This window comes from Niabella terrae (assembly GCF_054783135.1).
Map to the genome: position 1 here is coordinate 100,810 of NZ_BAAGRD010000042.1, position 25,787 is coordinate 126,596.

The window sequence follows — 25,787 nt, forward strand, 5'->3', positions numbered from 1 at the left end:
ATTCATGAAGCCAAGATAAGTATTTTTGGACAGCAAATGATCATGGCAGGGCGTGCAAACGTTTGCCTTAAAAATGTAATTATGACGAATAAAGAACTGGTGGAAACTTTCTATGAGGCTTTTAAAAACAAGGATTATAAGTCCATGAACAGCTGTTACAGTGCCGACATACTATTTAGTGATCCGGTATTTGGCCTTCTGGAGGGACGCCAGGTCAGGGGTATGTGGGCCATGTTATTATCCAACGCCCGGGATTTTACTCTGAATTACGGTGAAATCGCCGATGTGGACGAAGCCTATATTACCTGTAACTGGGTCGCTGATTACAGTTTCAGCGGCACCGGAAATCACGTCACCAACCGAGCCAAAGCTTTTATGAAGATTGCAGATGGCCTGATCATTGAACACAGCGACGGGTTCCGACTGAGTACCTGGCTGGGACAGGCTTTCGGATGGAAAGGAAAACTGCTGGGCTGGACCGGCTGGATGAAGAAAAAGGTTCATAAGCAGGCGCTCCGGAACCTGGAGGCTTTTCTATTGGCCCATCCCGAGATTCAGTAGTACCGGCATTTGAGAGACAGTGCCTATTTTGCTGCGACACGCTCTGCCAGCCAGAGGTATTCGGATGCAAAATTGTGGATGCTCTTTTCGAATGCGGGGTCGGTCAAATTACCTTCAGCATCAAATTTTTTATCTACCTGCGGAATTACCAGTAACTGCGGGCTGACAACGGTGAAAATACCGGCACCCAGCAGTATCAGTTGCTGTGCGCTGCGCAAACCACCGAATCCACCGTTGGAGGCGGTCACAATGCCCAAGGTCTTGTGCAGTTGTTTGGGAAAATGATCTACCAGGTTTTTCAGACTGGGTGCGTAACTGCCATTATACTCAGGCGTGACAAATATAAATGCATCGGCATCAAAAATCCGGCTAAACAGTGGTTTCCACTCGTCCGGTGTATTATCCAACGAATTAAATACCCGTTCTATCCAGGGTAAATGGACTTCGCGACAGTCAATCAGGCCAATATGATGATCAGTGTTTTCGGTCAGCCATTTTTGTACCGCATAGGCAGCACGGACGGTAAGACTATCTTTTCGGGCACTGCCGGAGATGATTTCAATATTCATGAATGGATCAGAAAAATTTTACTAAATAACAACGAAGTAACAGAATTGTTGACAATCGGGCCTGAAAATTCGGATTTCGTCCGCTTATCCGTGCTATTACAGGCAGGAACCGGCTTTTTAAAAAACAGTGCGCTGCCCCGGCAATATCGGTTTAAACCTTAATTTCGTTATCAGGTTTTAATCGCCGAAGCAGTTGGTCGCCACACCGTGACCGCATGCAGTATTCAGCACTTCGGCTTATTTGGTGTAAAGATGAACAGAAAGAAATTTTTGCAAATAGGGGCCCTGACCGGGCTGGCCACCACGGTGGGCAGATCCATACAGGCCCGTAATCCGGTTGGCTATAACGGGCCGGTGGTCATTTCTACCTGGGACGCCGGTCTGCGGGCCAATAAGGGCGCCTGGGAGGTCCTGGGCAGTGGCGGCGCAGCACTGGACGCGGTTGAAAAAGGGGTGATGGTGACCGAGTCTGAAATTAACTGTTGTGTGGGATTGGGCGCCAATCCTGACCGTGATGGGATCGTCACACTGGATGCCTGTATTATGGATCATCAGTACAATTGTGGCAGTGTGGCATTTCTGGAACGGATCAAACATCCCATTTCGGTAGCAAGAAAAGTTATGGAGAAAACCCCCCATGTAATGCTGGTGGGTAGTGGGGCGCAACAGTTTGCAGTTGCAGAAGGATTTGCGCTGGAACCCCAGGAACTTTCACCGGATGCCGAAAAAGCTTATAAGGAATGGCTGAAAAAATCTGATTATCATCCCGAAATCAACCGGGAAACCAAAGGGCATGCCCCCTTTGCGCCCCATCAGATAGACGGCGCCTGGAACCATGATACGATCGGGATGGTCGCCCTCGACACCCAGGGCAGACTGGCCGGCAGCTGCACTACCAGTGGTATGGGATTTAAAATGCGGGGTCGGGTAGGAGATTCACCCATAATTGGCGCCGGACTCTATGTGGATGGGGAAGTGGGTGCCTGCACTGCTACCGGTCAGGGAGAGGACGTTATCCGGGTAGCCGGTTCACATTCCGTCGTTGAAATGATGCGACAAGGTTATGGCCCTGAACTGGCCTGCCAGAAAATTATTGAACGCATCGCCCGTATCAAAGGCGAAGCCGCCAAAGAAATTCAGGTAGCTTTTATTGCCCTGAACAAAAACGGCGTCGTGGGAGCCTGCGCCCTGCACAAAGGCTTCAGTTATGCCATCAAAACGGGTACGGGAGAAAGACTGGTAGCCGTCAAAAGCTGGTTCAATGACTAAACTATATAAGAAGGATTCGTTGAATTTTCAATAATAGTATATATGCAAGATGCCCCTGGACCTTATATCGTCGAAATAGCGACTTCAGATTTTACTTCTACTCAAAATGCCATTGCCGGCGGTGCGGACCGAATTGAACTCTGCGCCAATCTGGGTGAAGGCGGTACCACACAGTCCATCGGTGTTATCCGGAAACTGCGGGAAGCCTATGACATTAAGTTATACCCGATCATTCGCCTGAGGGGCGGGGATTTCCTGTATACCCAGGAAGAGTTTGACTGTATGCAGGCCGATGCACTCGCTTGCAGGGAACTGGGTTGCGATGGCGTAGTAATTGGCTTTCTGAACCGTGACGGCAGTATCGATACCAAAAGGACAGCCGCCATCGTGGAAAGCGTTTATCCCTTGGGGGTTACTTTTCACCGGGCCTTCGACCGTTGCCTGGAGCCGGAAAAAGCCCTGGAGCAACTCATCGAGATCGGCTGCGAAAGAATTCTGACCAGTGGTCAGCAGCCGACAGCACCGCAGGGTATGGAGCAGATTGCTGCACTGAACAGACAGGCGGCCGGAAGAATTATTATTATGCCCGGAAGCGGGGTGCATCCCGATAATGTCCGTCAGTTGCGGGATCATACAGGTTGCCGGGAGTTTCATGCTTCGATGCGGGAGCCGGAGCCCAGCCGGATGGATTTTTTTCCACCGGCTTTTCAGGGCCATGCAGAGAATGATCATTTTACCGTCCAGGCAGCAGCCGTCCGAAAGTTAAAAGCGCAATTACAGTAAACCTGCTGTCTGCTATGCCGATAAGAACCATTCTGCTGCTGGTCTGTTCGAATGTCTTTATGACCCTGGCCTGGTATTTTCATCTCAAGCACCAGGGGTGGCCTTTATGGAAGGCGGTACTGATCAGCTGGGGTATTGCATTTTTTGAATATTGCCTGACGGTACCCGCCAACCGCCTGGGCGATAAATCCGGACTCAGTCTTTTTCAACTTAAAATGGTTCAGGAAGTGGTGACATTGGTCGTTTTCTGCAGTTATGCAGTATTTTTTACCCCCAATAACCCTTTTCATTGGAAATACCTGATTAGTTTTCTTTTACTGTTGGGTGCGGTCTATTTTGCCTTTGCCGATATTAAATAATTGTCTGCCAGGGATCCCCGTGGTAAATCTACCCGGCCCCCGGGCGTGACGCTTTCAGCGGGTCGGCAGACAAATCGTGACCTGCGTCCCCTGGCCGGGACTGCTTTGCAATGAAAAATCGGCACCAATCGTTTGGGCCCGCCGGTGCATATTCAGGAGCCCGATACCATTCTGGCTGACGGCTGTTGTGTCGAAGCCCCTTCCGTTATCTGCAATCCGTATACGGATCTGATCCGGCTGTTCATCCAGATGAATGTCGATCCTGCAACCTGGCGCGTGTTTGATCGCATTGCTGATGGCTTCCTGAATGATCCGGAACAGGATAATCTGTTTCTGCCGATCTATCTCTATATCGGAAGCGGTAGTGCAAAGCCGGGCCGTGCTGATACCAAGTTTATTTATTTTTTTTATTTCCAAATCCAAAGATCCGATCAGGCCCAGGTCTGAAATCTTTTCACCGAGCAGGGTCTGCGACAGGCTGCGCAGGTCCTGTAAACTGCCGGAAATGATATCACGGCAGGTCAGCAGTTTCGGGTCGGGTTCTCCGGGGTCCTGGGAAGCCAGATTCAGGTAAATTGAGGCGGCAGAAAGTTGTTGGCCAATATTATCATGCAGTTCACGACTGATGTCTTCAAATACTTTTTCCTGAATTTCAATGGTACTCCTGAGCCAGTCTTCCCTGAACCGGGATTCCAGGCGTTGTTTTTCCCGCTCATTCTCTTTCTGCCTTTTATAATAAGTGATGATGAAATATATGATGAAAATGGCCAGGGCGCTGATCAACAGAATAGCGGTAACGATAAAAAAATATATTTCCGAGGCATTAATTTGCATGATCATTAACGCTTTTATGGTTTCTGGCATTCAAATACAGGGCCACCCCAATGAAGCAATTGTACAGCAGGCCAATATAATAGACCATGTTCATCAGCACGCCGACATCGATACCCGTTCTTCTAAAATAATTATAGAAACTCCAGCAGAAAAAAGTGATGCTGAACTGGATCAGTACTCCGGTATTGAACCAGAACAGTTCCTGACGGTAGATGGGCAGGCCGCTCAGTGATTTCAGCATTTGCTGAAAAAGGAGCAGGGCACAGATGGTAATAATGAGTCCGGCTACCAGCGTGGGGTTGGAAGGAATGGCATAAACGGACTGATAATATCTGAGATTGATAATACATAACAGAACAAATACAGGGGCCGACCAATTAAGAAGGGTTCTGAACTTTTCCAGGTAGAAACTGTAAAAGCCCGTGAGGACCAGGTACTGTACCGGAATGAAAAAATGGTAAAACGGTCCTCCATTTTTGAGAAAACGGGTCCCCAGTTCACTCAGAAAAGTATAGCCGATAAACAGGACAATCAGCCGAAACGAAGTCGAAAGCTTTTTATAGTGAATGCATCCGAATACGGTGATGGCCAGTAATAACAGCAGATAAACAATAAAGCGCAGCTCAATTCTCACGACCTTGTCAGTTAATAATAGGATCCACCATTTCTATGGCTTCTTCTGAATCCTGATAATTTTCAATTCGCAGCAGCTTTTGTGCCGTTCCGGAGCCGGCCGCCTCGTCTTCTTTCAGCAAACTGCCCCGGATAACGAGGTTATAAGCACGTTTATTCAGGCCCGGATCGGCTTTCCCTAACAGCAGGCTGTATCCTACAATTTTCGCTTTGACATTGTTTTTCTTGATGGCGTTGTCCAGCTCTTCCAGTGTGGCTTTGGTGACCCAGAATCCCTGTAAGCCTTCCTGGGGTGCAGCTGCCGCCACCAGGCGGTCTGCTTCCGGAAGCTTGCGCTGGTCCTCGGCGTAGGCCATCACAAAAGCGCGCGCCAGACTGTCGTCGATGAGTTCGGCACTGTTTTCCACCTTTATGACCGGATCTCTGTTAATACCGGCAAGACCGATAATATAAGCCAGGAGCATGCCCAGGAGGATCAATAACAGATATAACGGGGTTTTCTTAAAACTGAGGTTGGCAGAATTGCTCATAACTGATGGTTTTTTGGTGAATTAGGAAGCGTAATCTACGTAAAATATATTTTTACAACTGCACCAGTTCACGGCGGAGGGCTTCGAGGCAGAGACCGACACGGCTCAATACATTCATCTTTTTGAAAAGAGACTCCCGGTACCCATCGATCGTTCGCTCACTGAGTGACATTTCTGACGCAATTTGTTTATAAGTAAGATCGCTGCAGGCATATTTCAGGAATTCGAGTTCACGGGGGGTAATGGACAGATTGTCCTTCTCGTCCGCCTTTGTCAGCAATCTCCTGAAATTGATATTGCCGGCATCTGCATTATAATATCCTTTCCTGTGAATTTCATCCAGGGCTTTCTCCAGTTCATTGGGATGGGTGTCTTTTAACAGGTAGCCGCAACATCCCGCGCGGAACATACTTACAATGGCGTTGTCATCTGCATTCATCGACAGGGCAACGGGTTTGATCTGTGGATAGTTTTCCATCAGCCAGCGTGCGGTTTCGATGCCGTTCATGACGGGCATATTCACGTCAATAAGCATGATTTCGGGCAGTTCTTTCTTGCCGCTGAGTTTTTGTTGCAGGTCCTTGCCGTTGGAAGCTTCTATAATAACATCATAATTTTTGAAACTGTCCAGCATCAGGCTTAGTGATTTCAAAAATAGCTGGTGGTCGTCAACAAGACCGATCTTAATTTTCTCCATTGTCAGGTTTTTCGGGTATGGTAATCGTTATGCAGGTTCCTGCTCCGGGTGCGGCATCAAATTCAATATGACCGCCCAATAGTTCGGTACGGTAGCGCATATTGGAAAGGCCCATACCACTGGATTTTTTGGATCTGTCAAATCCGAGGCCGTCGTCCCTGATAATAATCAGGGACTGTTGTCCTGCGGCACTGATCTGGATATCGAGGTGCTTGCTTTGTCCGTGTTTAATGGCGTTTTGCATGGCTTCCTGAATGATCCTGAATAATATGATCTGGCTGGCCGAAGGCATTTTTGGTTTGTCATTGGCAGTCAGTGTGGCTTCCAGTATGGTCGCCGCATTGATCCGGTCGATTTCAGCGTGGAGGTTGTCCATCAGGTCGAATTGCTCCAGCCATTCCTTGTCCAGGGATTTGGAAAGGGAACGGAGTTCGCTGATGGCTTTGCCCAGGGTCGCATTGGCGGTCAGGAGGGTATCGGGTGGTTGTTTCATGGAGCGTTCGGCCAGTCCGATCAGCATTCTGGAAGTACTCAGTAGCTGCCCGACATTGTCATGAAGCTCTTTGCCGATTTGCTGAAAAGTCTGTTCCTGCACTTCAATCTGAGACTGAAGCAGCTGGGTATTGAATTTTTCCTGCAGCGATTTACGCTCCAGTACATGTGTTTTATCTCTTTTTTTGTAGGCCATCAATAAAAAAACAATGAATAGGGTAATCAGTAGTAGGAATACTGATGCGCCTAAGACGACAATGATATCTTCTGATAATTTTTCCATATTATGCCGTAACAAATGTACAGACAGCAAATAAAAAGCAGCAGATTATGAAACTGCCACAGGCGACCTACACTATTTCCAGTTGTCTCCTCAATTAAAAGTTTGTAAGATATGAAAATAAAGAACCCGCCGGCATAATAGGTGAAAAGTCCGATAACACACCAGAAAACGGGTGTGGAGGGGACACTTTCTTCAGGAGAAGACTGAATTAGTTTGATATAGAAAAAGTAAAGACAATACGCTACAATAGCTATGCTGCTTAAAGCGGCACTATAGCTATTGTAGGTAATGACACCATCCCCAAATGCGAATGGAATAAAGCTGAACAGCAGCCACACAATCACCATCATAGTTAGTTTGGTGCGACTGACTTTTAATAAATGTTTTCCAAATAATAGGGTAAGTGTAATAAAGGAAGCGATTGTATTGAGTTTGTAGACCCAGTAATTGTTTAATTTCATGCCCGTTCCGATAATCTGGGCGGTGGTGTTGCAGAGCAACTGGATTAAACAGAAAATGAAGACCAGCCGAAGTTCCGGGGGAAAGTCCTTTTTCTTGAACAGAAAAATGATGATGGGGAACAACGGACCGATAATGTCAAAATTATTCAATATAAAATAGAGGAAATTCAAAAACTGAACTTTTATGACGGATTATTTTTTCTGGGTGTAGGACATCCGGGGGGATAAGGACAACCAGGGACGCATTCCGTCTTTTTTACTGATCGGGACTTCTTACCGCCGTTATCAGCACAAGCCTGAATTTCCACAACCGGAAGCGTGACTGTCTTGGAAATTCTTTTCATAACGATACTGTGAGAGACAATGATGTTTTTGGCCCTGGGATTGTTTTTAAGCAATTCTTCGATGTGTTCCCGGGTAAAGCAATACTCGATCTTGCATTCTTTGTTCGCCATGTTTTGTTGTTATGAGGTTAATAAATAATTACTATTCAAACATACATACTTATTCTCAACCCCATACCGGGAAATTTCCCGTATTAAAAACGGGGATTTCCACCTTGACGGGTACCGGTCAGGCGGCTTATTTTTGTCTGGACAATTTGAAACGAATAGCCGCTAACTTCTGAGAAGCGCCAAAACTGACCGTGGAGAGCAATTAGGCGGGCTGGGGGATGCTATAACAGCATTTTACCCAGCCTGCCACTATTTCCGACAAAATAGACGGCATGATCGGCCTTGCTGTAGGCACAGCTGTTAAAGCTTTCCCGGCTGACAGATTTCCAGCGCAGTCCCCCGTCCCGTGACAGGTCAATGCCTGTGAGTCCGCAGGTGACGGCAAGTTTTTCATTGATGATACTTACACAACTCCGGTACCCGCCTGTCATGACTTCAGGCAGTTGCCAGCTAAGTCCGCCGTCCCGGCTCAGGACAAAGCTGCTGTCCCGATGCGTAGGATCGGTGTAATTACCGGAAGCTACCATCAGGGTTTTACCCCGGGCAGCGATGCTATTGGATCCGGTCATTTGACCGCCCTGCGTGGTGGGTAGGACAAGGACGGACCCGGCAGAAAAAAAGCGGGCATGCGTTCCCCCGCTCACCAGCAGATACTGCCGCCCGGACCAGCTGATATTAGTACCACTGGCGGCAAAGAAAGCTTCTCCATTCAGGGCTTTTGGCAGTTGTAATATATTGGATGGCTCCCAGCTCTCACCGCCATCAGTCGTGGCGGCAACAAAGATATTTCCGTCAATAGGATCGCCAATGACCAGACCTTCGTTTCTGTTTTTGAAAGCCATGGCATCGAGGAAAATATTGGGATCGGTATTTTCATAAACCTTTTTCCAGCTCAAACCGCCATCGGTGGTTTTTAATAGGTAGGCAGGGCTGGCGATCCCCATGATGATGGCAGTGTTTTCATCAAAAGCTTCTATGTCCCTGAAATCTACTTTTTCGTAGCCCGGAACCGGTAGCCATTCCCAATTAAGGCCCCCGTCCAGGGACTTGCCCACAGTACCCTGGCTGCCACTAACCCATATGGCATTGCCGGCGATACTCAGTCCCCGGAAGCTGGTTTTCCCATGGCCGGGTAATAAAGTCAGTTCCTGGGCGCCTGCCGAGAGCCCACCCAGACCCAAAAGGAAACAAATGATTAGATTTCTCATGAACTAAAAATACTGAAAACCCTTTTTTTTACGTACCTGCATGAGGAATAATAATTTGAAAAATCATTTTAGAATTAAACCTGAAATCTCTATTTTTGCACCCCGTTTACGGGCTGGCGCAACCGCAATACGTCAGTAGCAGTTCAAACTGCAGCCAAAGGAGGCCACCTTTTCAGGTACGGAATCCGAAAAATTAGGGCGGGGTAGCTCAGGCGGTTAGAGCGCAGGATTCATAACCCTGAGGTCATGGGTTCAACTCCCATCCCCGCTACATGATATGGACCTAATCAATTAATATTTAATAGATTAGGTCCTTTTTTGTGCTTTGTTATGCCCAAAGTGGTGCCTGGAATTCAAGATTTATTCTTTTTTATCTTTCAGGGACCGCAATAATTGATTACAGCAACGAGTTTGAATGCTCAAGCCATCTGAACTACCTGAGAAGCAAATTGGTTCTTTTACTTATGGGTTCGGATTTATCGGTAACCATAGTAACCCACATCAATCCTTTCTCATTGCTGTACGATTATTTTTTCTTCAATTCCTCGATAATTTCACTTTTTCGGGACTGCCACATAGCCCCAGTAGCCGGATCAACAATTACCATCCCAAGCGCTCCTCCAACTATTATGTTTCCGAAGTACCAACCATTGATGCCAAATTTAATAGGCACGATTTTATCTTCGTACCCATCAGTAGATAATTTAACGAGGTACTCATTTTTGTAAAAGAAGCCTGCACCTTTTTTTAGTTTTACGGTGGCGGGCGTTACGCCGGTAAATACTTCTTTCTGGTCAATGTCGGTGATAGTAATTTTAGCTTCACTTGGAGTACTTTCGATAGTGAACTTTTGACGTGAGCCGGTAAAAATGGTTGCACAACTTTGCGTTAGTAATACTGCGACAGCGATAATAACTAGTTTAGACTTTTTTCTCATTTATTTAGTTTTATTGTTAAACAGTTTTTTAATTGATGGTTGCAAAGGCGAGTTGTTCTTTCGCTATAAATCCTGAATTGTCTTTTTCAAACCGAATGCTTATTAATTTGGATCGAACGGCAATATAAGGTGCGGATTGACATCATGTTAATTTTGATTCGTTTTCGTCATATTGCAGTTGTTGGTGTTTCAAATACATGAAAAAATGAATTTCCTGGGTTTTTCGTAGATTTGTGCTGCCGGGGCGGGTGTAACCAATCACCTCCCGGGTGCAGGTGAAGGCTGCTGGTCTTCACCTATTTTTTGGGACCTGCCCTATATAGTAAATAGGGCATCCTTTCTAGTCGTGGGTCGATATAAGCCAAACTACCAATGAATTAATAATTCCGGACGCCAATCCGAGTAGGAATCCAAACCACCAGTTCTTATCGCGCCAGGCTTTGGAAACGGCACCAGAATGCAGTGTCTTTTGATCTTTCATGTATTTCGCCACCGATGTAGTCAGACTTCCGATGTCGTTTAATGAAGTGATGCACTGATTTTCTCCGGAGAGCTTCAATTGAGTCGGCGGTCTAACTATTGAAATCAGCCCTAATGCAACAAGGCGATTTCTATAATTTGCAATATTAGCATCCGTCAACCCTGATGATCTTTTTTGTACTCATCCCACTTTAATTGACTCCCGTTTGCATGGTATGCAGCCAGAATTGCATCCAGCTCATTGATTTCAGTCTTTGTCATAAGCATTTATTTCCCCCAAAAGAATTGCGAAAAAGTGCTGAAGGCTGAATACTTTTTGCACAACTAACCAGTAAAAAGCCATTCTCCTTACCTATGTTCTGGAGTTATAAGGGCTATATGCCTCCACTCCGGGGAATGCTGCCGGTACCCCTGGGCTCCAAAACATTAAAAGATGTGGCCGTTTGGCCGCCTCTTATTTTGCGCGGAATTATTTTGTCGCGTAATCCCGGATTACTCGCGAAATCTTTAGAAGGTGTTCAAATATGGTCCCATCTCCGCTACTATTCGGGAATTTTCATCTAAAAAATGAGAATTCCCGTTTTTATTTTCTTCGTATCGCTTTGATAAATTGTAAGTTATTAGATATATGCGTTAATTATCCAAGTTTTTATTCTTTTACTCTTGGCCTTTCAGAGGTGTCACCCAGGGAACATAATGTTCGTGATCTGTCCCATGCCAGCGTATTGAATTGTTGCGGTCATAATATTTTCCTTGATACTCCAATATTCTTAACAATGCCATTTCCACATACCACAGACTGAGTTGCAGGGCCAAGAAAGTGATACGGGAAGATAGCTCGAATATCTTTTTCCTTTTGTTTTGATTTGCATGAACAATTGCATTTCTGAGTGTAACGATGAAGTTTGGGCCGTCGTTATGTTCTTCCTTGTAATTGTGTTGTTTAAAATCGGCCAGAATATATAGCGGCAGCTCCGCCGGCACATTACTATTGGATAGTATCAGCCGGATTTTGTTTTCGGCGGAGAGGTTTTTTGCGTCGCTACCAAGAATGATCTTTTTGTTCTCAACGATCCACCAGTTAAAGATCAATTCCAGCGCTGTTTGCGCCATGATAAGTGCACCTTCAGGAAAACCATTTTTGGTGTTGGCCTCTACATACCACCGGATGGCGAAAGTCAGAAAGCTGGCATGATCGGGCACATCCCATAGTTTTAGAAAATTGGCCCAAGCGGGGCCTAATTCCATTTTTGAATACCGAGTGCCCCAGTTCTCGATCTGCATGAAAGGAGATGGATTGAAATTGCCATAGTGTTGCCAGACGATCTCGTCATTTTTGTGGCCAAAGAGGAACAGGGGTGCCGTCCTTTGACCATTCAAAAAACTGAGGAAATAGCGTAAGCAGTGACAGAGCTTTGTCGCCTGGTCGATAGTCTTGTCTTTCTTAAACTGGATCTCTCCTGTACAGAGGATTAGGTAACCTCCCTGAGCTTTAAGCTTTTCAGTTCTTTGTTTATATTTTGGATGTTTATCAATGATGATTTTGTGATCTTCTGTTGAGAATTGCAGCCGATAGTTCCCAACGCTAATACTGGTTTTAACCGGTTCACCATGGTATTCATAATGGTTCGGGATAGAAAAGGAAACCTTATCCACCTTACGTTTTTCATCACCCAGGATAATCTTTCCTGAAAAAATGCCGTTGAGGGAAAGCCGTCCTTCCGACGGCACCTGGATATCCATGATAAACCCCTGACCTACGAGGATGTCGCCCACAAATATTTTTAGGGTGCTTCCCAACAAGGAGTGGGCTGCGTGCAGACCGCCAGTGCTAATTGTGCCGGTAAACTTTGCACGAATTTCGGGCGTCCATGAATATACCAACTTGCCCATTATATTGTGATAGATATCGCCTATTTTCAGTTGGTAGTCGCCTTCATAAAAAACTACTTCGGTGTTCGGCTCATCAAAATCGGTGCGGAAGGGCAATGCATCCGGAACGTTTTTTAAATAGGAAAGAATATCCTCCATGAATATGAGAATTTTATGGTTTATATTACTTTTTGTGTGTGCAGTGAAAAATTGTTGACCAGTTAATAAGATTGGAAAGAGAAAGCACGGCACAGACAAATATCAGGATTGTTATGATCCACAAGACAGTATAAAAGTGTTTTCTCTTGTTGATATATCCGATGTCCGAGTTGAATTCCTGGTCGTTGTTTAAAATTTTTTGAATATCTATTTTGTCCAACAAGTCCTCGTTTCGACTTTTAAGCAATTCATATTTTACTTTTAATCTCTTAATATCGGTGACGAAGGTTGCTAAAGAAAAAAGAAAATATAGGAGTGAAACCCCTATTAGGGAAAAGAAAAGAAGCGTTGTGTCTCTATCAAATACGCTTTGTAAATGGCTGGTGTCTTTCGCGCTTAGAACCCGGATTAGAAAGACGGAGATGAAAAATGAGATAAAGGCAAAATTGCTTTTTTGATAATTATTCAGATATTTTTCAGCCAGATCGTTTAATTTTTGAGAGATTAGATTCACCTGATCTGTAATTCTGCCTCTAACATCAATATACTTGTTAATGTTGTTCTGTAAATAGGTTTTAAAACCAGAGTTTACGGAAGTGAATACGTTGTCATTGATGGCATAACTATTGGTAGCAAGGTGGACGGATAATATATTTCGGACAAGTCCAATCTTATCAGTTACATGGCTTGTGTCTGCGTATACCCATTCATATATTTTCTGATACTCAGCAATGGAACCGATGTCTATTGTATCCAAGTTGTCGGTAAATTCAAAAGACTTGAAACCGTTCACCTTCGAGTAGAATATATTTTCCCTGATCGAAGTTATATCGAACAGGCCGACGATATAGAAAATAAATGTTAGCCTATCCAGTTTTTCGGCGATGACATTTTGGACATCCGGCCTTTTAATTAGTTTGAACGTGTGCGCTGTAAATGGGAAGTTAGAGAAGTTCTCGAAATGGCAATTCGTTCTGATCTTATTGGAGTCAATTTTGCCGATTGGAGTTGCAACTGGCAGTGAGGATGCATTCAGAAAATGTATCTGCTCGCTATAAAGTTCATCCACTTCGTCGTAAAGAATCCTGAAAGTTATGGTATTATTCCGGATCAGCGACGGGGATAATAGGTTTAATACTTCTGAAATAGTTCTTGCCTGAAAGAAGTTATTAAATTCTGTAAAATCATAAATATTTACTGTACCCTTACTGTTAGCCTTGGAAGCGGTGAAGGTCACCTCGATGTCTTCATCTTCAACAATGAGGATATCTTCCTTTACTTTTCCTATAAAAGGATCGAAAGATGCCGCCGTAGAATCAATTGTAAGCGTATCATAAATTTTAACGCTGAGTATTACTTTATCGGATGTTTCCAGGTTATGAAACCACTGCGGCAGACCATCTATATTTAAACCTTCTTGGGTGGTCGTATAACTAATCTTATATTCAGAGATTTTGTCTGAAACTGATACCAAGTCTTTTATGGGAAATATTTGCTGTATGATATCTCTGAAACTCATAATTTTTTGAATTGCTCGTATCCAATGTCCGATTTTATTTTAACCCATTTTGTCCCTTCCTCATCCTGCTCGCTTACTATTGAGTTTTCGATGTCGGGGACATAGTCGTTTAATACCAGTTCGATAGTGTCCGTAAGTTTAAACCGATTGCTCACTCTCTTGCTGACATCGGCCCGAGTAATTGAAAATCGTTGATCAAACTTCCATTTTTCGGGAAGCTCGCGAATCTTTTTCTTGTAACTCTCGACCTTGGCGGGGGTAAAACCGTCGTTCAGGGGTTGATAGCCGTCAAAGGTTTCGTTAATAAAATCTTCTAGTTCAAAATCTTCATTAGACCTGAAATATCTGATGGCAGCATTTCTGAGCACATAGTAATCGGAATGAAATTCCTTCCTTATTTTTGAAAAAATCTTTTTATCAAGGATATCCAGGCTTGTTTTTGTATTATGAGAATCAGTATACTTTTCCCGTAGTTCCAAGTAGTCATCCCACCAGTATCTTGATATTTTTTGATTGGTGTCGTAGACATAAAGAGCGATCGGATTACCTGCATCATCAAAGTTCACGAGGAAAGCTTTGAAGATGCGCTTTTTCCAGGGCAATCCTTTTCTTAAGGTAAAGTCTAACTCGTCCAGGTACTCGTTATGATCTGCCTTACTGATAATTACCGATTTTAACCCATCACCATTTTCTATTACAGCCTGAAAGAGACTGCCTTTCTGAATTTCTTTATTCAAATGGCTGATTCCTTCCTGTGCGGAAATTTCTACATCTAGCAGCCTCGTTGAGTTTATTTGTGCAGCTTCTGCATATTCTTTGGCGAGAAATTTTGTTAATGCGGTTCTGACCTCGGTGGTAACACTCTTAAATTCAAATTGCCGACTTGAATCGCTTGTGGTAATTTCCTGAAATAGCCTTTGCACATAGATGCTTAAATCGGCACTTTGACTTGATATATCGATTCCAATAATGCCTGTTTCATGGTCAATCTGGTGTAAAGAGGTAAATGATAAGTTCATAAGCAGTCGTTTAAAACTAAGTTTTGATTACTTCAAATATACAAATTCTTCGATTTATAAATACTTTTTACGAACAAACCGGTAACTGCCTTCGTGTTCGAACTTTGAATTGTTGACTCCCTGTAGACAGCGTCATAGAGGCTACTTAGGTATTGAGTTGAACAATATCGAAACTGATTGTTTCAGAAAATTCACAATTAGTGGCGTAGTGGAGAACTATGGAACAGCCGTATGAAAACTACACATTTCCGTCAGGTAAGCACAACATTAAGAGACAACTGCCCTTTACGATTTTGCTGCAACAATATTAACATTGATGAAATACCGGACGGGTCTGCTTATGACTTTGATGCAACGATTGTTGATAATAGGGGAATAGATAACTATAAGCGACTTGCTTTTTTCAAGCGGGCTTTTTGATAAAGAAGAATGTGGTTGTATACAATCTTGCGAATCATCTTAATGCTTCACCATTGGGTTCCCATTGCAAAAAAACATTTCCCCACCTACCAATATCTCACCGTTTTCATTTCCCGCGAAGTTCAAATTTGTGTCAGTTTAATTCAGTCAATAAATAAAATCTGGACAAATGAATTCTGATACAAAAGTGAAAATCCCGGATCGAACAAATGTAATCCATTACTTCTTTCGTATAGGACTACAAGTCAGGCATGCTGAAGCATTTTGGTACTATTACCAGCATCAAGTCTGGCAGGTAATGCCGGGTCAACCAGTAAAGAAGTGGAAATCCCTCGCTTATGCTTGGGTCTGTTCGTTCGGAAAAGCGCGACCACTAAAAGGACAGTCCATTTTATCTTAGCAGATCACGGGGCCGCGAACCCATTAAATTTTTGAATTATGTTAAGCTCTACAAATGCCAATAACCTGCCATCGCAGGAATTAACATTTGGCATTATTAGTCACTCTCAAAGTATCCCATGTGTGCAACACATTACATAATAAGGGATTCTATTTCTTATACGATTTACTTATTTCATCTTCAGGAACTCCATTTGCCCTTGCTATTTTAGCCAGTAAAGAGTTTGTACGACGCTGTTCAGAAAGCAAAGCGGGAATTTTTAATACAGCGGACAATATAGCGATCGATATTATCAAAGCGGCTAATAGAATTAAGGGATACAGGAGTTCCATTTGTTTAATGTTTTGAGTAGTGAGTAATGTTTGAGAAATATTGAATGGACTAATCGTAGTTATCGAAAGAATCCAGTTAAGACGTTAATCTTCTCATCAACGAATTGAATGGCCTTCTGAGGGTTAACATCATACGTATCAAATCCATAAATATCATTATTGCAATTGACGCATCGTTCCCCAATATTGATTTTGTTACCCTTTCCGCATTCACAGGACCAAACCTCTTTGTCTTTTGATGACAATAACTGTTTTTTCATTTTTCTAGTTCCTCTTTCGGGAAAGACGTTACCTATAATTTCTTTTATTTCATTAAGTTTTTGCAAATCACCCGCTGCATAGGAGGTATTATGGGAGCCAAGTAATCCAACACCTTTTTTGTTAACTTGAAAATCTGGATCTAGTAACATTTCCTTTATGATGTTCAAATTTAAAAGGTGCAGTGTTTTTATAAGTTTTGCCAGTCTTCTCGTTACATTTACGTTCGAAGAACTTTTAAGTCTGTCATACAAAAGAAAGTCTTTGTTTGTATCAGGAAGTGCATCAATATAGTTTGTCAACCGATTTGTTAATCTTTCCGCAACTTCATTGTCAATTGTATCAGCTGATAGATGCTCGACATATCTATCCAAAAGAAATGGGTAGACCTCACTTATCTTTTTTTCAGTAAAATACTCCCATAGTTCCTTGGTCATGTTATTTTTTCGATCTTTAACCAGTTCAATATTTATATTTTTTTGTTTCTGCGTTTCGTAATTTTCAAGACTTATAAAAGATGGGTTAATTTCTGCCGGCTCGTCTGCTACGGCATTCGATTGCTCTTCTAGAATTACGGCTGTTCCAATTGCTGTAATCATAAACATTGACTTGCCGCCACCTGATATTTCGTTAATATCTACCTTCATGCCTAATATGCAATTTGCTCCTTGTTGCCAGGCTTCGTATTTTATTTTATCTATAGCGTCTTTATACATTGAGGATAATATTTTCTGATACGACTGAGAACGACCACCGAACACATCTGAGAATGAAGCAAACGCATCTCTAATTATATTTGCACCTACTACAATATGAGCGGAAACTGGTCGTAAATATGCTTTAATTTTATTTCCTGTAATTACGGAAGTTGTTACTACTAAAACATTTTTATAATTCATGAGTTTTTTGACGTTTTTGAGTGTGAAAATGATTTTATTCACCAAAATGCGCCTCTCTTTCTAAGCGCCTAAATTTCTTCTTAAGAAATCTAACTGGATACTTTAAAAGAAATAGATTGCTTCCTGAAAGCTTTTACTTCTTGGCCATTTTGGATTGCAGGTTTCCATCGACCGGATTTTTTAATAATCCGCATCGCTTCCTGCTCCATTCCGTAACCTACTTTAGTAACTGCTTTTACATCACTCAAATTCCCGGTCACATCTACAATAAACTGGATGATGACAGTATGGTCGCCTGGAGGAGCACCGTTATCTACGGCTACATCAAGGTCTAGATTTCTTTCAAGGAAGCTTTCCCAGTTGCCGGGGTACTGGGCCTCTACTTCCACTTTTGTAAATACTTCAAGTGCTTTTATATCCTGACTGATATCTGCCGCCCTATTTTTATTATTTAGTTTATTATCGAAACTTTCCTCGGCTTGAATTTCTAAAACACGTTCGTTCGACTGATCGGCAAGTTCTTTGGCAATCCTAGCTTTTTCTTTAAGAAAGACAAACTCAATAAAATCATCACCTGTTTCATCTAGACGCTTTTTTATTGCTTGGATAGTTTTGTAATTTCCCATATAATGCGAAAGATTGTCATTATAGTATCTTAATGCATCCTTGATCGGATATTGCCCAGATATTGCATTGTCTACCTTATACTTTGCGGTATTTACGACCTTATAGGTTTCAACATACACAGGCTTTGCAAGTACGGATACTACATCTTCTAATGAATCACTAATCGGGTCGTTTTGAGCAAAAGACACTAAAGGGAGTAGTAATGCTGCCAGCGAAAATTTAATCATAACAGTTCGTTTGGTCTAAGTTAGAAAATCCATTGCAAATTACCATTTTTGAATCGGGACCTTTTGTCCAAGAAAAAATATATCAATTATGAAAGTCTTGAAAAGTAGAGGAATTGTAATAACGTCGTTCATAAAGGAATATTTTACAGTCTCATGATATTTTTAATACGAGTCGATTGTAGCCCCACTTGCCCCACTATTGCCCCACTTGCCGAATTATTTTGTGAATAATACCTGAAACCTGATGTGCTTTTTTTTGTCAAGACTTTAAACTTTCAGTTAATTCGGTCAGTTCAGTAGTTACTGTATGTTTCGATATCTCATTCAGTGTTTGGTAATCGCTGTTTGTGATCGATCCTTTTTCTTTTTGCAAACAAGACTGCTTTTACTTGTCTGTCAATTATCGACAATTTAACGGCACCTGGTGTATCCCTCCGGCGCAGTACAAAAATAAAATTCAAATGCGATTTCAGGAAAAAAAAGCGCCGGCGAACACTGATCCAGGACATTAACCTGGGGCGTTCGCCAGCGCGGGACAAAGATAAATTCAAAAAGCGGTGAAAGCACTCTCAGATATGCAATCTGATAAACTTTCTTCCGCTCTTGAGACCCAAAGGTAAGAATTTCAAAACTAGCAGCCCTAACTGATGTGACTTCGGGCATTAACGACGTCCTTTGAGCGTTACGCTAGGGAACCTGTTCCAGAATATCGTCCATATAAATTCCGTTATGGCTTTCGTTATAGATACAGACGCCTTTGCTAATCAGCAGGACCTGGGGAGATTCGTGTCGCACCTGATACCGCTCGGCAATGGCATTGGAGATTTCACGGTGGGCGATCAGGTCGAGATAATAAAAATCGATATGCTCCGATAAGGGAGTTTTATTTAACCGGTTTTTGACCACCGTGCTGATATTACAGCGAGTGCTGTGTTTGTATATCAGCTGTGGCCGGTCATTAGATTTTGCGTTAATCTGGTCCAGCGATGGCATATCGACCAGTTCTTTCCATTCCATAGGAATACATATTGATGCAGCCTGTCCAAAGGATCAGGCCATATTATGAAACACTTTTTGTACGTCTTCGTCCTGTTCCAGCCGGTCAATTAATTTACTGACTTCCTCGGCCTGTTCGTCAGTTACCGGTACCGTGGTGCCCGGGATCCATTCAACTTCTGCACTGATAGGAGTGATGGATTGCTCTTCGAGTGCTTTTTGCATATTACCGAAATCCGTAAAGGCAGTGCGCAGTACAATGATTTCACTACCCTGGTCATCGGTGCTTTCACCTACTTCCTCCAATCCGTGGTCAATCAGTTCCAATTCTATCTCCTCGATATCCAGTCCTTCGGGATTGAGCCTGAAAACACCCATTTTATTAAACTGAAAAGCCACGCTGCCACTATTACCCATGGCGCCGCCGCCTTTATTGAAATGAGATTTTACATTGGCCACGGTACGAACATGGTTATCGGTCGCCGTTTCTACCAGAAGCGCCACGCCATGCGGGCCGTATCCCTCGTAAAGAATTTCATCAAAATTGTCCATTTCCTTACCCTGGGCTCTTTTGATGGCTGCTTCTACACGATCCTTGGGCATGTTCACACTTTTGGCGTTCTGCATGACCCGGCGCAAGGCGGCATTGGTGGTAGGATCGGGACCGCCGGCTTTTACAGCAATCGCAATCTCTTTACCTATTCTGGTAAATTGTTTGGCCATTCGGTCGTATCTGGCAAACATGGAGGCTTTACGAACTTCAAATATTCTTCCCATAAATAATGTCGGTAATTATATGAATTTTTAGAGCAGCAAACTTACCAAAATATTTTCAACCGAAGGCCTGTCATCGCCTGATTTCTGGCCTGGCCCGCAGGGAAAAGAAAAAGGCTGCCCGAACCGGACAGCCTGAAATGAAATTAAAAAAGCATTATGCTACTTGTTTTTTCCCGATTTTGATGATGTAGATCAGCAGATGCAATACTGCAAAGCCCAACGAGAACTTGAAAAGTGCGCTATCCTGTACATCGGAAGAGAAATGATGCGCAAAAGCTACGCCCGCCAATACCACAGCCAGTGCGATGCCTGTGAGCGCCACCGTCCGGAAACTCTTGGCATCGTGCTTGTCCTTATTGAGGCGGCTGTGTTTGATGCCGAAGAAAAGGTATACATCCATACCAATCAACATCCAGACAATCAAACGGATCCAGGTATCGAAGGGCAGGAAGGCCATCATACCAAAACATACGACAACTCCGAGAATCGGCACCAGCGGCACCAGCGGCGTCCTAAAGGCCCTGGGAGCGTCCGGGTTGGACTTTCTGAGGATCATTACCCCAATACAGACCAGAATAAAGGCAAATAAGGTGCCGATACTGGTCATTTCCCCTACGATCCGACCCGGAATAAAGGCCGCGAAGAGGCTCACGAATATCATAAAAAAGAGATTCGACCGGGAAGGCGTCCTGAACTTGGGATGAATAGAAGAGAAAAACCTGGGCAGGAGTCCATCCGCACTCATCGAATAGAAGACGCGGCTTTGGCCCAACAGCATCACCAGGATTACAGAGGAATAACCCAGCAGGATCGCGATAATAATGGTATTATTGAGCCAGGGATAAGCCGGTGTGATAACGCCGTCTGCGCCCATGGTTCCCATATGTTCAATGGCAATGGCCACCGGTGCCAGATGGTCTGCAGTGCCTCCGGCGGCAAACTGGGTATAGTGCACCACACCAACCATGACATAGGCGAATATGATATATAATATGGTACAGATCAACAGGGAGCCCATAATGCCAATCGGCATCGCTTTTTTGGGGTTTTTGGTCTCCTGGGCGGCCGTCGAGACCGCATCAAATCCAATATAAGCGAAGAATACGACTGCGGCCGCACGGATCACCCCGCTCCAGCCAAATTTACCGAAGCTGCCTTCATTTTCAGGAATCAGGGGTTGCAGGTTTTCAGGCTTGACATATTTAATACCAACGATTATAAAGGCCAGCACGATACCCACTTTGAGTATCACAATGATCCCATTCACAAAGGCAGATTCGCTGGTGCCCCTGATCAGTATCAGAGACATTAGCACTACTATAAATACAGCCGGCAGGTTCAGGATACCATGTGTCACACCATCTGCGGCGACATCAAAAGGGGTCATCATGAGCTCCGGCGGCAGGGCGACACCAAATGATGCCATCAGTTTACCCAGATAGCCCGACCAGCTCGAGGCTACCGTGGCAGCGCCTACGGCGTACTCCAGCACCAGATCCCAGCCGATAATCCAGGCAATAAATTCACCCATTGTGGCATAACTATAAGTATAGGCACTGCCCGCAACAGGTATCATACTGGCGAATTCGGCATAACAGAGCCCGGCAAAAGCACAGCCTACGGCAGCAATTATAAAAGACACCATGATGCCGGGACCGGAATAATTGGCGGCAGCCATCCCGGTAATTGAAAATAATCCGGCGCCGATTATGGCGCCGATACCTAATGCTACCAATGAAAGAGAGGTAAGCGTTTTTTTGAGACCTTTTTCTGATTCTTCGGCCTCAGCCAGTAACAGGTTGAGCGGTTTTCGTACAAATAATCCCATAAGAATTTACTTTAATCTACAGTTTTTTCGTCGATGCAAAACAATTTCAAAAGTGAAAAATAAGGAAATAATTATAAAAGCAATTGAAAACTTGGACCAACGGCATGAATCGGATGCCGTAATAATTCCATAATTTTTAGCGGTTTTCGTTTCAAAACTTTAGTTTTGAGACAAACCAACAATGTATACATGAAAACAAAAGCTGGTCTGTTAGCCTTTATAGTATTTTCGATTGCGGCCCTTTTGCATATTATTAGTTTATATCTGACACCACTTCCACATGGGCTGTTGATTGGTTCCCGCTGGATATTAATTGCCCTGTTGCTGGTTTATGCATTTTTTAAAAAATCCCTGACAACCTGGATTCTGGTTAGTATTCTGTTGGGGGTGTTCCTGGGGCACGATTACCCGGGCGTGGCGCTGGCACTGCGGCCTTTCAGTCAGGGCTTTATCAAACTGGTCAAAACCATCGTTGGTCCCATACTTTTTGCCACCCTGGTTTATGGGATTGCCGGTCATTCGGATCTGAAACAGGTAGGTAGAATGGCCTGGAAATCATTGCTTTATTTTTATTCGGCCACCACCATTGCCCTATTTATCGGATTGGCTGCCATCAATATCTCAAAGGCCGGCGTAGGGGTGGATACTTCCAAGGTGCCCCAGCATGAACTGCCCAAAGTAAATACGGTAAAGGGAGATGACCAACTGGCATTGGAATTGATTCCGGAAGAAAATCATTGGATTTATAAGTTTACCGCTTTTTTCAGGGATATTTTTCCGGAGAATATCGTGAAATCCATTCATGAGAATCAGGTATTGCAGATCGTGATTTTTGCGGTCATTTTCGGTATTGGCCTGGCCAAATTACCCGAAAATAAGAAAAAGCCCATTGTCGATTTTATGGAAAGTCTGGCCGAAGCGATGTTCAAGTACACCCATATAATCATGTATTTTGCGCCTATTGGGGTAGGTGCAGCCATGGCCTATACGGTGGGACATATGGGGGTCGATATTCTGAAATACCTTTTCATATTACTGATCACCCTGTATTGTGCTTTGCTGGCTTTTATTTTGCTGGTCCTGCTACCTGTCGCACTTTACCTGAAAATTCCGATTCGCAAATTTATACAGGCCATTAAGGAACCGGTATCAATCGCCTTTGCCACGACCAGTTCGGATGCGGCATTGCCAGTCGTAATGGAAAATATGGAACGGTTCGGCGTGCCCCGTAAAATTGTTTCCTTTGTCGTGCCTACGGGCTATAGCTTTAATCTGGATGGTACCACCCTGTACCTGTCGCTGGCTTCCATTTTTGTGGCGCAAGCCGCCGGGATGCACCTGAGTTTTGGCCAGCAGTTCTTTATTGCCCTGACATTGATGATTACCAGTAAGGGGGTGGCCGCCATTCCCCGGGCCTCGCTGATCATCCTGATCGCTACGGCGGAGCAGTTTGGCCTGCCCTTATTTATTATAGCGTCAATTCTGGGGATAGATGAGCTCATGGACATGGGCCGCACTTCGGTAAATGTTATCGGAAATTGTCTGGCCTCGGTAGTAATTGCTAAATGGGAGGGAGAGTTTGATATGGATAAAGCAGTGGCCTTCACCGAACACCCGATTGCAGCTGCCGTACCAGAGCCGGGTTAGATGCGTTCGTTATCTTTTTTGACCGAAAGTCTTCTGAAATTGGTATTTGCCGATCCGAAATACAAAAAATGCCCGCTTTTACAGCAGGCATTTGATGGGTTCATCTTGCCGATTATTTAATCAGGTTATTCGTTTGACTGTTTTCCGGAAGGCGCAGCAACCGGTTCGGCAGTCGCACTTTCCAGTTCTGTGGCCAGTTTTTCAATCAGGTTGGCGGTCGCGATCAGAAAGCTTTCTACATAAGGCTTACTGGATTTGGCGATTTTTTTGGACCGGTCCTCAATTACCACTTTTAGCCTTTCGGCTGCTTTTTCCGCAGCTGCTGCTGCCTTTTCGAGGCTTTCGTTTAATTCTTTTTCGGTTTGCCTGGAAATGACAGGTGCTTCCTGTTCCGTACTGTCAGTAGCGACCTGGCCGTGGACCATTGTTGAAATGGAAAAAACTATTGCCAGCACTATTAATTTTTTCGTTGCCATAAAAGAAATTTGAAGTTTCGTTTAAAATCTCCTTCCCGCAGGAGCTGATTGCAAAGCTGTCAATGACTTTAATTATCAATGATCAAAAATGCAGCCAGAATTAAGATGAGATCCTTCGGATCCCGGTTGCAGGGTGTAAAAATATATATGATTGATAATCAATTTTATATGAATTTTTCCTATGAAAACCTATGCAAACCGCGCTATTCTGAGCAATATCCTTAGCACTCCAATTACCGAATTGGTACCCTACGACATTTTGGTCTTAATTATTATTTTACGACCTAATAATCGCTATCTATAAATAGGATGCAATACAACCGGTAAAGAATAATCAAGGTGATAGGTGAAATGGCTGTAGATTCTTAATTCAGAATTTTGTGGTGGCGTCAAAAAAACGCCCCTGCTGGCTGGCATCAGCAAACTGTATTAAAACGCGAAAGGTGAGGGGAGTAAAGGCCGCCCGCTTGAAGAAACTGTTTGCCTTGCGTGGGGAATATTTTTTTTTAAAAGTCGCCTATTTTTTGCAGCTTTTTTGTTAGCTTTGCGACCCGTTAGCGAAACAGCCAGTAAATAGGATTCCATTAACGGAAGTTCTTAGGTTTAAAGATCAGATTGCCCGGATGGCGAAATTGGTAGACGCACTGTCTTCAGGTGGCAGCGTTCGCAAGGACGTGCTGGTTCGAATCCAGTTCCGGGCACCATAAATAAGGTTGTAAGTAATTGACTTGCAACCTTTTTTGTTTTGTAAGGAACAGACATTGCCCATTATTGGTTGCCAAATCTGCCATTATTTTGCCACTTTTGGCGCGTTATAAATTTTATTGGTTGCCAAATCTACTATTTGATCCGGAAATAGCCGGAGTCGATGGGATTTACTCAGCCGGCTGTAAGGCACCAGTCCAATGGATCTAAATAATGATTAAGAACATATCTGGCAAGACCTTAACTGTTGTATTTTTTTCAGTGCGTTTACCCAAAATCTTTGTTTGTATTTACAGGAAACAACTCTAGTGAAGTGGTAAATAGGAGGAAACGCAGTTTTGACATAAGTTGCTTATTTTGGATTTTACGCCGGAGATTAAGATTCCATTCTCGCACCTCTTCCTCTTAGAAGAGTAGGGGGTTAGTCAATTTTATTTTTTATTCATCTTATACCGGTTTTCACCCGCAAATGCAAGGCGGTTTTCATGTGTGTCAACATAGTTCTCAAAATCTTCCGGAAGCGTTAAATGCTCATATGCTTCGTCGTAATAATGGAGTTCAAGGCTGTAAATAAGTGTCTTTCTTCCGGAAATCCGGAATGTAATTGTCGCCTCTAGTTCAAATGGTATTGCGCCAATTTCGGCATAGCCCTTCAGGTATCTGATCAATGCATGATTATATCCCAGCTGATGGATGTCATCTAAAGAAGTAATTCGAAATAGTTTAATGAAGTCATGAATGTCATCTCCATCGGTACTTATATTCATGGCCAACGGGCCGTGATTATAATTGGCCAGGCGAAAATAGGTCCATAGCTCATCCCCGGCTGTGATTCCGATCTCCATGCCATTTTTATTTTTAAACCTGTTGTTTTCCGCTCGTAGGAATGTTATCAGCGATTTTCCCAGATCGCCACTCATCAAAATTTTATTTAGCTTCAAACTTAAAAGTAAATTCAAGTTCTGATAGATATTATTTGAAAATTAATTTAGTGAAGACTTTGCAATATGTGCTGACAGCTTAATTGAGCTTCGATTAATTTTATAGTCTTGGACTACTAACAAATTTCGTTAAA

Annotated in this window: 25 protein-coding genes and 2 tRNA genes; 7 read left to right on the plus strand and 20 right to left on the minus strand. The window is 43.5% G+C overall.

Annotation, left to right across the window (positions count from 1 at the left end; genetic code table 11):
- The first annotated feature begins 81 nt into the window (after positions 1-81).
- On the plus strand, positions 82-561 hold the full coding sequence (locus ACYVI9_RS18325; protein ID WP_460767683.1) for a nuclear transport factor 2 family protein: 480 nt from the start codon (positions 82-84) through the stop codon (positions 559-561).
- A gap of 23 nt (positions 562-584) precedes the next feature.
- Here the strand turns inward: ACYVI9_RS18325 and ACYVI9_RS18330 are convergent, their stop codons facing one another.
- The gene (locus ACYVI9_RS18330) at positions 585-1,130 is read right to left on the minus strand and encodes an NADPH-dependent FMN reductase (protein WP_460767686.1); all 546 of its coding nucleotides are present in this window, start codon (positions 1,128-1,130) and stop codon (positions 585-587) included.
- 252 nt (positions 1,131-1,382) lie between these two features.
- On the opposite strand from ACYVI9_RS18330, the gene ACYVI9_RS18335 reads away from it, so the two are divergent.
- The 3 genes from ACYVI9_RS18335 to ACYVI9_RS18345 are packed head-to-tail and all read left to right on the plus strand — an operon-like array spanning position 1,383 to position 3,541.
- Positions 1,383-2,399 (plus strand): isoaspartyl peptidase/L-asparaginase family protein, encoded by a 1,017-nt coding sequence (locus tag ACYVI9_RS18335; protein WP_460767689.1) that lies wholly within the window; start codon positions 1,383-1,385, stop codon positions 2,397-2,399.
- Positions 2,400-2,441: 42 nt separating this feature from the next.
- The gene (locus ACYVI9_RS18340; protein ID WP_460767692.1) at positions 2,442-3,182 is read left to right on the plus strand and encodes a copper homeostasis protein CutC; all 741 of its coding nucleotides are present in this window, start codon (positions 2,442-2,444) and stop codon (positions 3,180-3,182) included.
- A 14-nt stretch (positions 3,183-3,196) separates the two neighbouring features.
- Positions 3,197-3,541: a DMT family protein gene (locus ACYVI9_RS18345; RefSeq protein WP_460767695.1), complete on the plus strand. Its 345-nt coding sequence runs from the start codon at positions 3,197-3,199 to the stop codon at positions 3,539-3,541.
- Between the two features lie 54 nt (positions 3,542-3,595).
- On the opposite strand, the gene ACYVI9_RS18350 is transcribed toward ACYVI9_RS18345, so the two are convergent.
- From ACYVI9_RS18350 to ACYVI9_RS18380, 7 genes are all read right to left on the minus strand, one after another.
- The gene (locus tag ACYVI9_RS18350; protein ID WP_460767698.1) at positions 3,596-4,381 is read right to left on the minus strand and encodes a sensor histidine kinase; all 786 of its coding nucleotides are present in this window, start codon (positions 4,379-4,381) and stop codon (positions 3,596-3,598) included.
- The gene (locus ACYVI9_RS18355) at positions 4,365-5,009 is read right to left on the minus strand and encodes a hypothetical protein (protein WP_460767701.1); all 645 of its coding nucleotides are present in this window, start codon (positions 5,007-5,009) and stop codon (positions 4,365-4,367) included. The genes ACYVI9_RS18350 and ACYVI9_RS18355 overlap by 17 nt, the downstream gene beginning before the upstream one ends.
- A 7-nt stretch (positions 5,010-5,016) precedes the next feature.
- Complete coding sequence (locus ACYVI9_RS18360; RefSeq protein ID WP_460767704.1) at positions 5,017-5,538, minus strand: hypothetical protein; 522 nt, start codon at positions 5,536-5,538, stop codon at positions 5,017-5,019.
- A gap of 52 nt (positions 5,539-5,590) precedes the next feature.
- A complete protein-coding gene (locus ACYVI9_RS18365) occupies positions 5,591-6,235 on the minus strand; it encodes a response regulator (RefSeq protein WP_460767707.1) in 645 nt (214 codons plus the stop codon).
- The gene (locus ACYVI9_RS18370) at positions 6,222-7,010 is read right to left on the minus strand and encodes a sensor histidine kinase (RefSeq protein ID WP_460767710.1); all 789 of its coding nucleotides are present in this window, start codon (positions 7,008-7,010) and stop codon (positions 6,222-6,224) included. Before ACYVI9_RS18370 ends, ACYVI9_RS18365 begins: the two co-directional genes overlap by 14 nt.
- Positions 6,974-7,642, minus strand: a complete 669-nt coding sequence (locus tag ACYVI9_RS18375) for a hypothetical protein (RefSeq protein ID WP_460767713.1) — start codon at positions 7,640-7,642, stop codon at positions 6,974-6,976. Before ACYVI9_RS18375 ends, ACYVI9_RS18370 begins: the two co-directional genes overlap by 37 nt.
- 505 nt (positions 7,643-8,147) lie before the next feature.
- Entirely contained in the window at positions 8,148-9,134 is a 987-nt protein-coding gene (locus tag ACYVI9_RS18380) for a WD40/YVTN/BNR-like repeat-containing protein (protein ID WP_460767716.1), read from the minus strand.
- 197 nt (positions 9,135-9,331) lie between these two features.
- Here ACYVI9_RS18380 and ACYVI9_RS18385 point away from each other — a divergent pair.
- Positions 9,332-9,405, plus strand: a tRNA-Met gene (locus ACYVI9_RS18385).
- 255 nt (positions 9,406-9,660) lie between these two features.
- Here ACYVI9_RS18385 and ACYVI9_RS18390 read toward each other — a convergent pair.
- The 10 genes from ACYVI9_RS18390 to ACYVI9_RS18435 all read right to left on the minus strand — a co-directional run bounded on the left by ACYVI9_RS18390 (position 9,661) and on the right by ACYVI9_RS18435 (position 21,884).
- Positions 9,661-10,071 carry a hypothetical protein gene (locus ACYVI9_RS18390; RefSeq protein ID WP_460767719.1) on the minus strand — a complete coding sequence of 137 codons (411 nt, stop codon included), beginning with the start codon at positions 10,069-10,071 and terminating at the stop codon, positions 9,661-9,663.
- Positions 10,072-11,208: 1,137 nt separating this feature from the next.
- A complete protein-coding gene (locus ACYVI9_RS18395) occupies positions 11,209-12,582 on the minus strand; it encodes a hypothetical protein (protein WP_460767722.1) in 1,374 nt (457 codons plus the stop codon).
- A 25-nt stretch (positions 12,583-12,607) separates the two neighbouring features.
- A complete protein-coding gene (locus tag ACYVI9_RS18400) occupies positions 12,608-14,101 on the minus strand; it encodes a hypothetical protein (RefSeq protein ID WP_460767725.1) in 1,494 nt (497 codons plus the stop codon).
- Positions 14,098-15,120 (minus strand): hypothetical protein, encoded by a 1,023-nt coding sequence (locus ACYVI9_RS18405; protein WP_460767728.1) that lies wholly within the window; start codon positions 15,118-15,120, stop codon positions 14,098-14,100. Before ACYVI9_RS18405 ends, ACYVI9_RS18400 begins: the two co-directional genes overlap by 4 nt.
- 969 nt (positions 15,121-16,089) lie before the next feature.
- Positions 16,090-16,272: a hypothetical protein gene (locus ACYVI9_RS18410; RefSeq protein WP_460767731.1), complete on the minus strand. Its 183-nt coding sequence runs from the start codon at positions 16,270-16,272 to the stop codon at positions 16,090-16,092.
- 59 nt (positions 16,273-16,331) lie between these two features.
- Complete coding sequence (locus tag ACYVI9_RS18415) at positions 16,332-17,429, minus strand: YbjQ family protein (protein WP_460767734.1); 1,098 nt, start codon at positions 17,427-17,429, stop codon at positions 16,332-16,334.
- An 89-nt stretch (positions 17,430-17,518) separates the two neighbouring features.
- Positions 17,519-18,283 carry an energy transducer TonB gene (locus tag ACYVI9_RS18420; protein WP_460767737.1) on the minus strand — a complete coding sequence of 255 codons (765 nt, stop codon included), beginning with the start codon at positions 18,281-18,283 and terminating at the stop codon, positions 17,519-17,521.
- Between the two features lie 687 nt (positions 18,284-18,970).
- Positions 18,971-19,300, minus strand: a complete 330-nt coding sequence (gene ytxJ / locus ACYVI9_RS18425) for a bacillithiol system redox-active protein YtxJ (protein ID WP_460767740.1) — start codon at positions 19,298-19,300, stop codon at positions 18,971-18,973.
- A gap of 33 nt (positions 19,301-19,333) precedes the next feature.
- Complete coding sequence (locus ACYVI9_RS18430) at positions 19,334-20,056, minus strand: YebC/PmpR family DNA-binding transcriptional regulator (RefSeq protein WP_460767743.1); 723 nt, start codon at positions 20,054-20,056, stop codon at positions 19,334-19,336.
- Between the two features lie 154 nt (positions 20,057-20,210).
- Positions 20,211-21,884: an amino acid permease gene (locus ACYVI9_RS18435; protein ID WP_460767745.1), complete on the minus strand. Its 1,674-nt coding sequence runs from the start codon at positions 21,882-21,884 to the stop codon at positions 20,211-20,213.
- Between the two features lie 189 nt (positions 21,885-22,073).
- Here ACYVI9_RS18435 and ACYVI9_RS18440 point away from each other — a divergent pair, with 189 nt between their 5' ends.
- Positions 22,074-23,531, plus strand: coding sequence for a dicarboxylate/amino acid:cation symporter (locus ACYVI9_RS18440; protein WP_460767748.1), 1,458 nt, complete (start codon positions 22,074-22,076; stop codon positions 23,529-23,531).
- 125 nt (positions 23,532-23,656) lie between these two features.
- On the opposite strand, the gene ACYVI9_RS18445 is transcribed toward ACYVI9_RS18440, so the two are convergent.
- On the minus strand, positions 23,657-24,007 hold the full coding sequence (locus tag ACYVI9_RS18445) for a hypothetical protein (RefSeq protein ID WP_460767751.1): 351 nt from the start codon (positions 24,005-24,007) through the stop codon (positions 23,657-23,659).
- 617 nt (positions 24,008-24,624) lie between these two features.
- Between ACYVI9_RS18445 and ACYVI9_RS18450 the strand changes: the two genes are divergently transcribed.
- Positions 24,625-24,711 (plus strand) — tRNA-Leu (locus ACYVI9_RS18450).
- A 432-nt stretch (positions 24,712-25,143) separates the two neighbouring features.
- On the opposite strand, the gene ACYVI9_RS18455 is transcribed toward ACYVI9_RS18450, so the two are convergent.
- Positions 25,144-25,671, minus strand: coding sequence for a hypothetical protein (locus ACYVI9_RS18455; protein ID WP_460767753.1), 528 nt, complete (start codon positions 25,669-25,671; stop codon positions 25,144-25,146).
- Between the last annotated feature and the right edge of the window lie 116 nt (positions 25,672-25,787).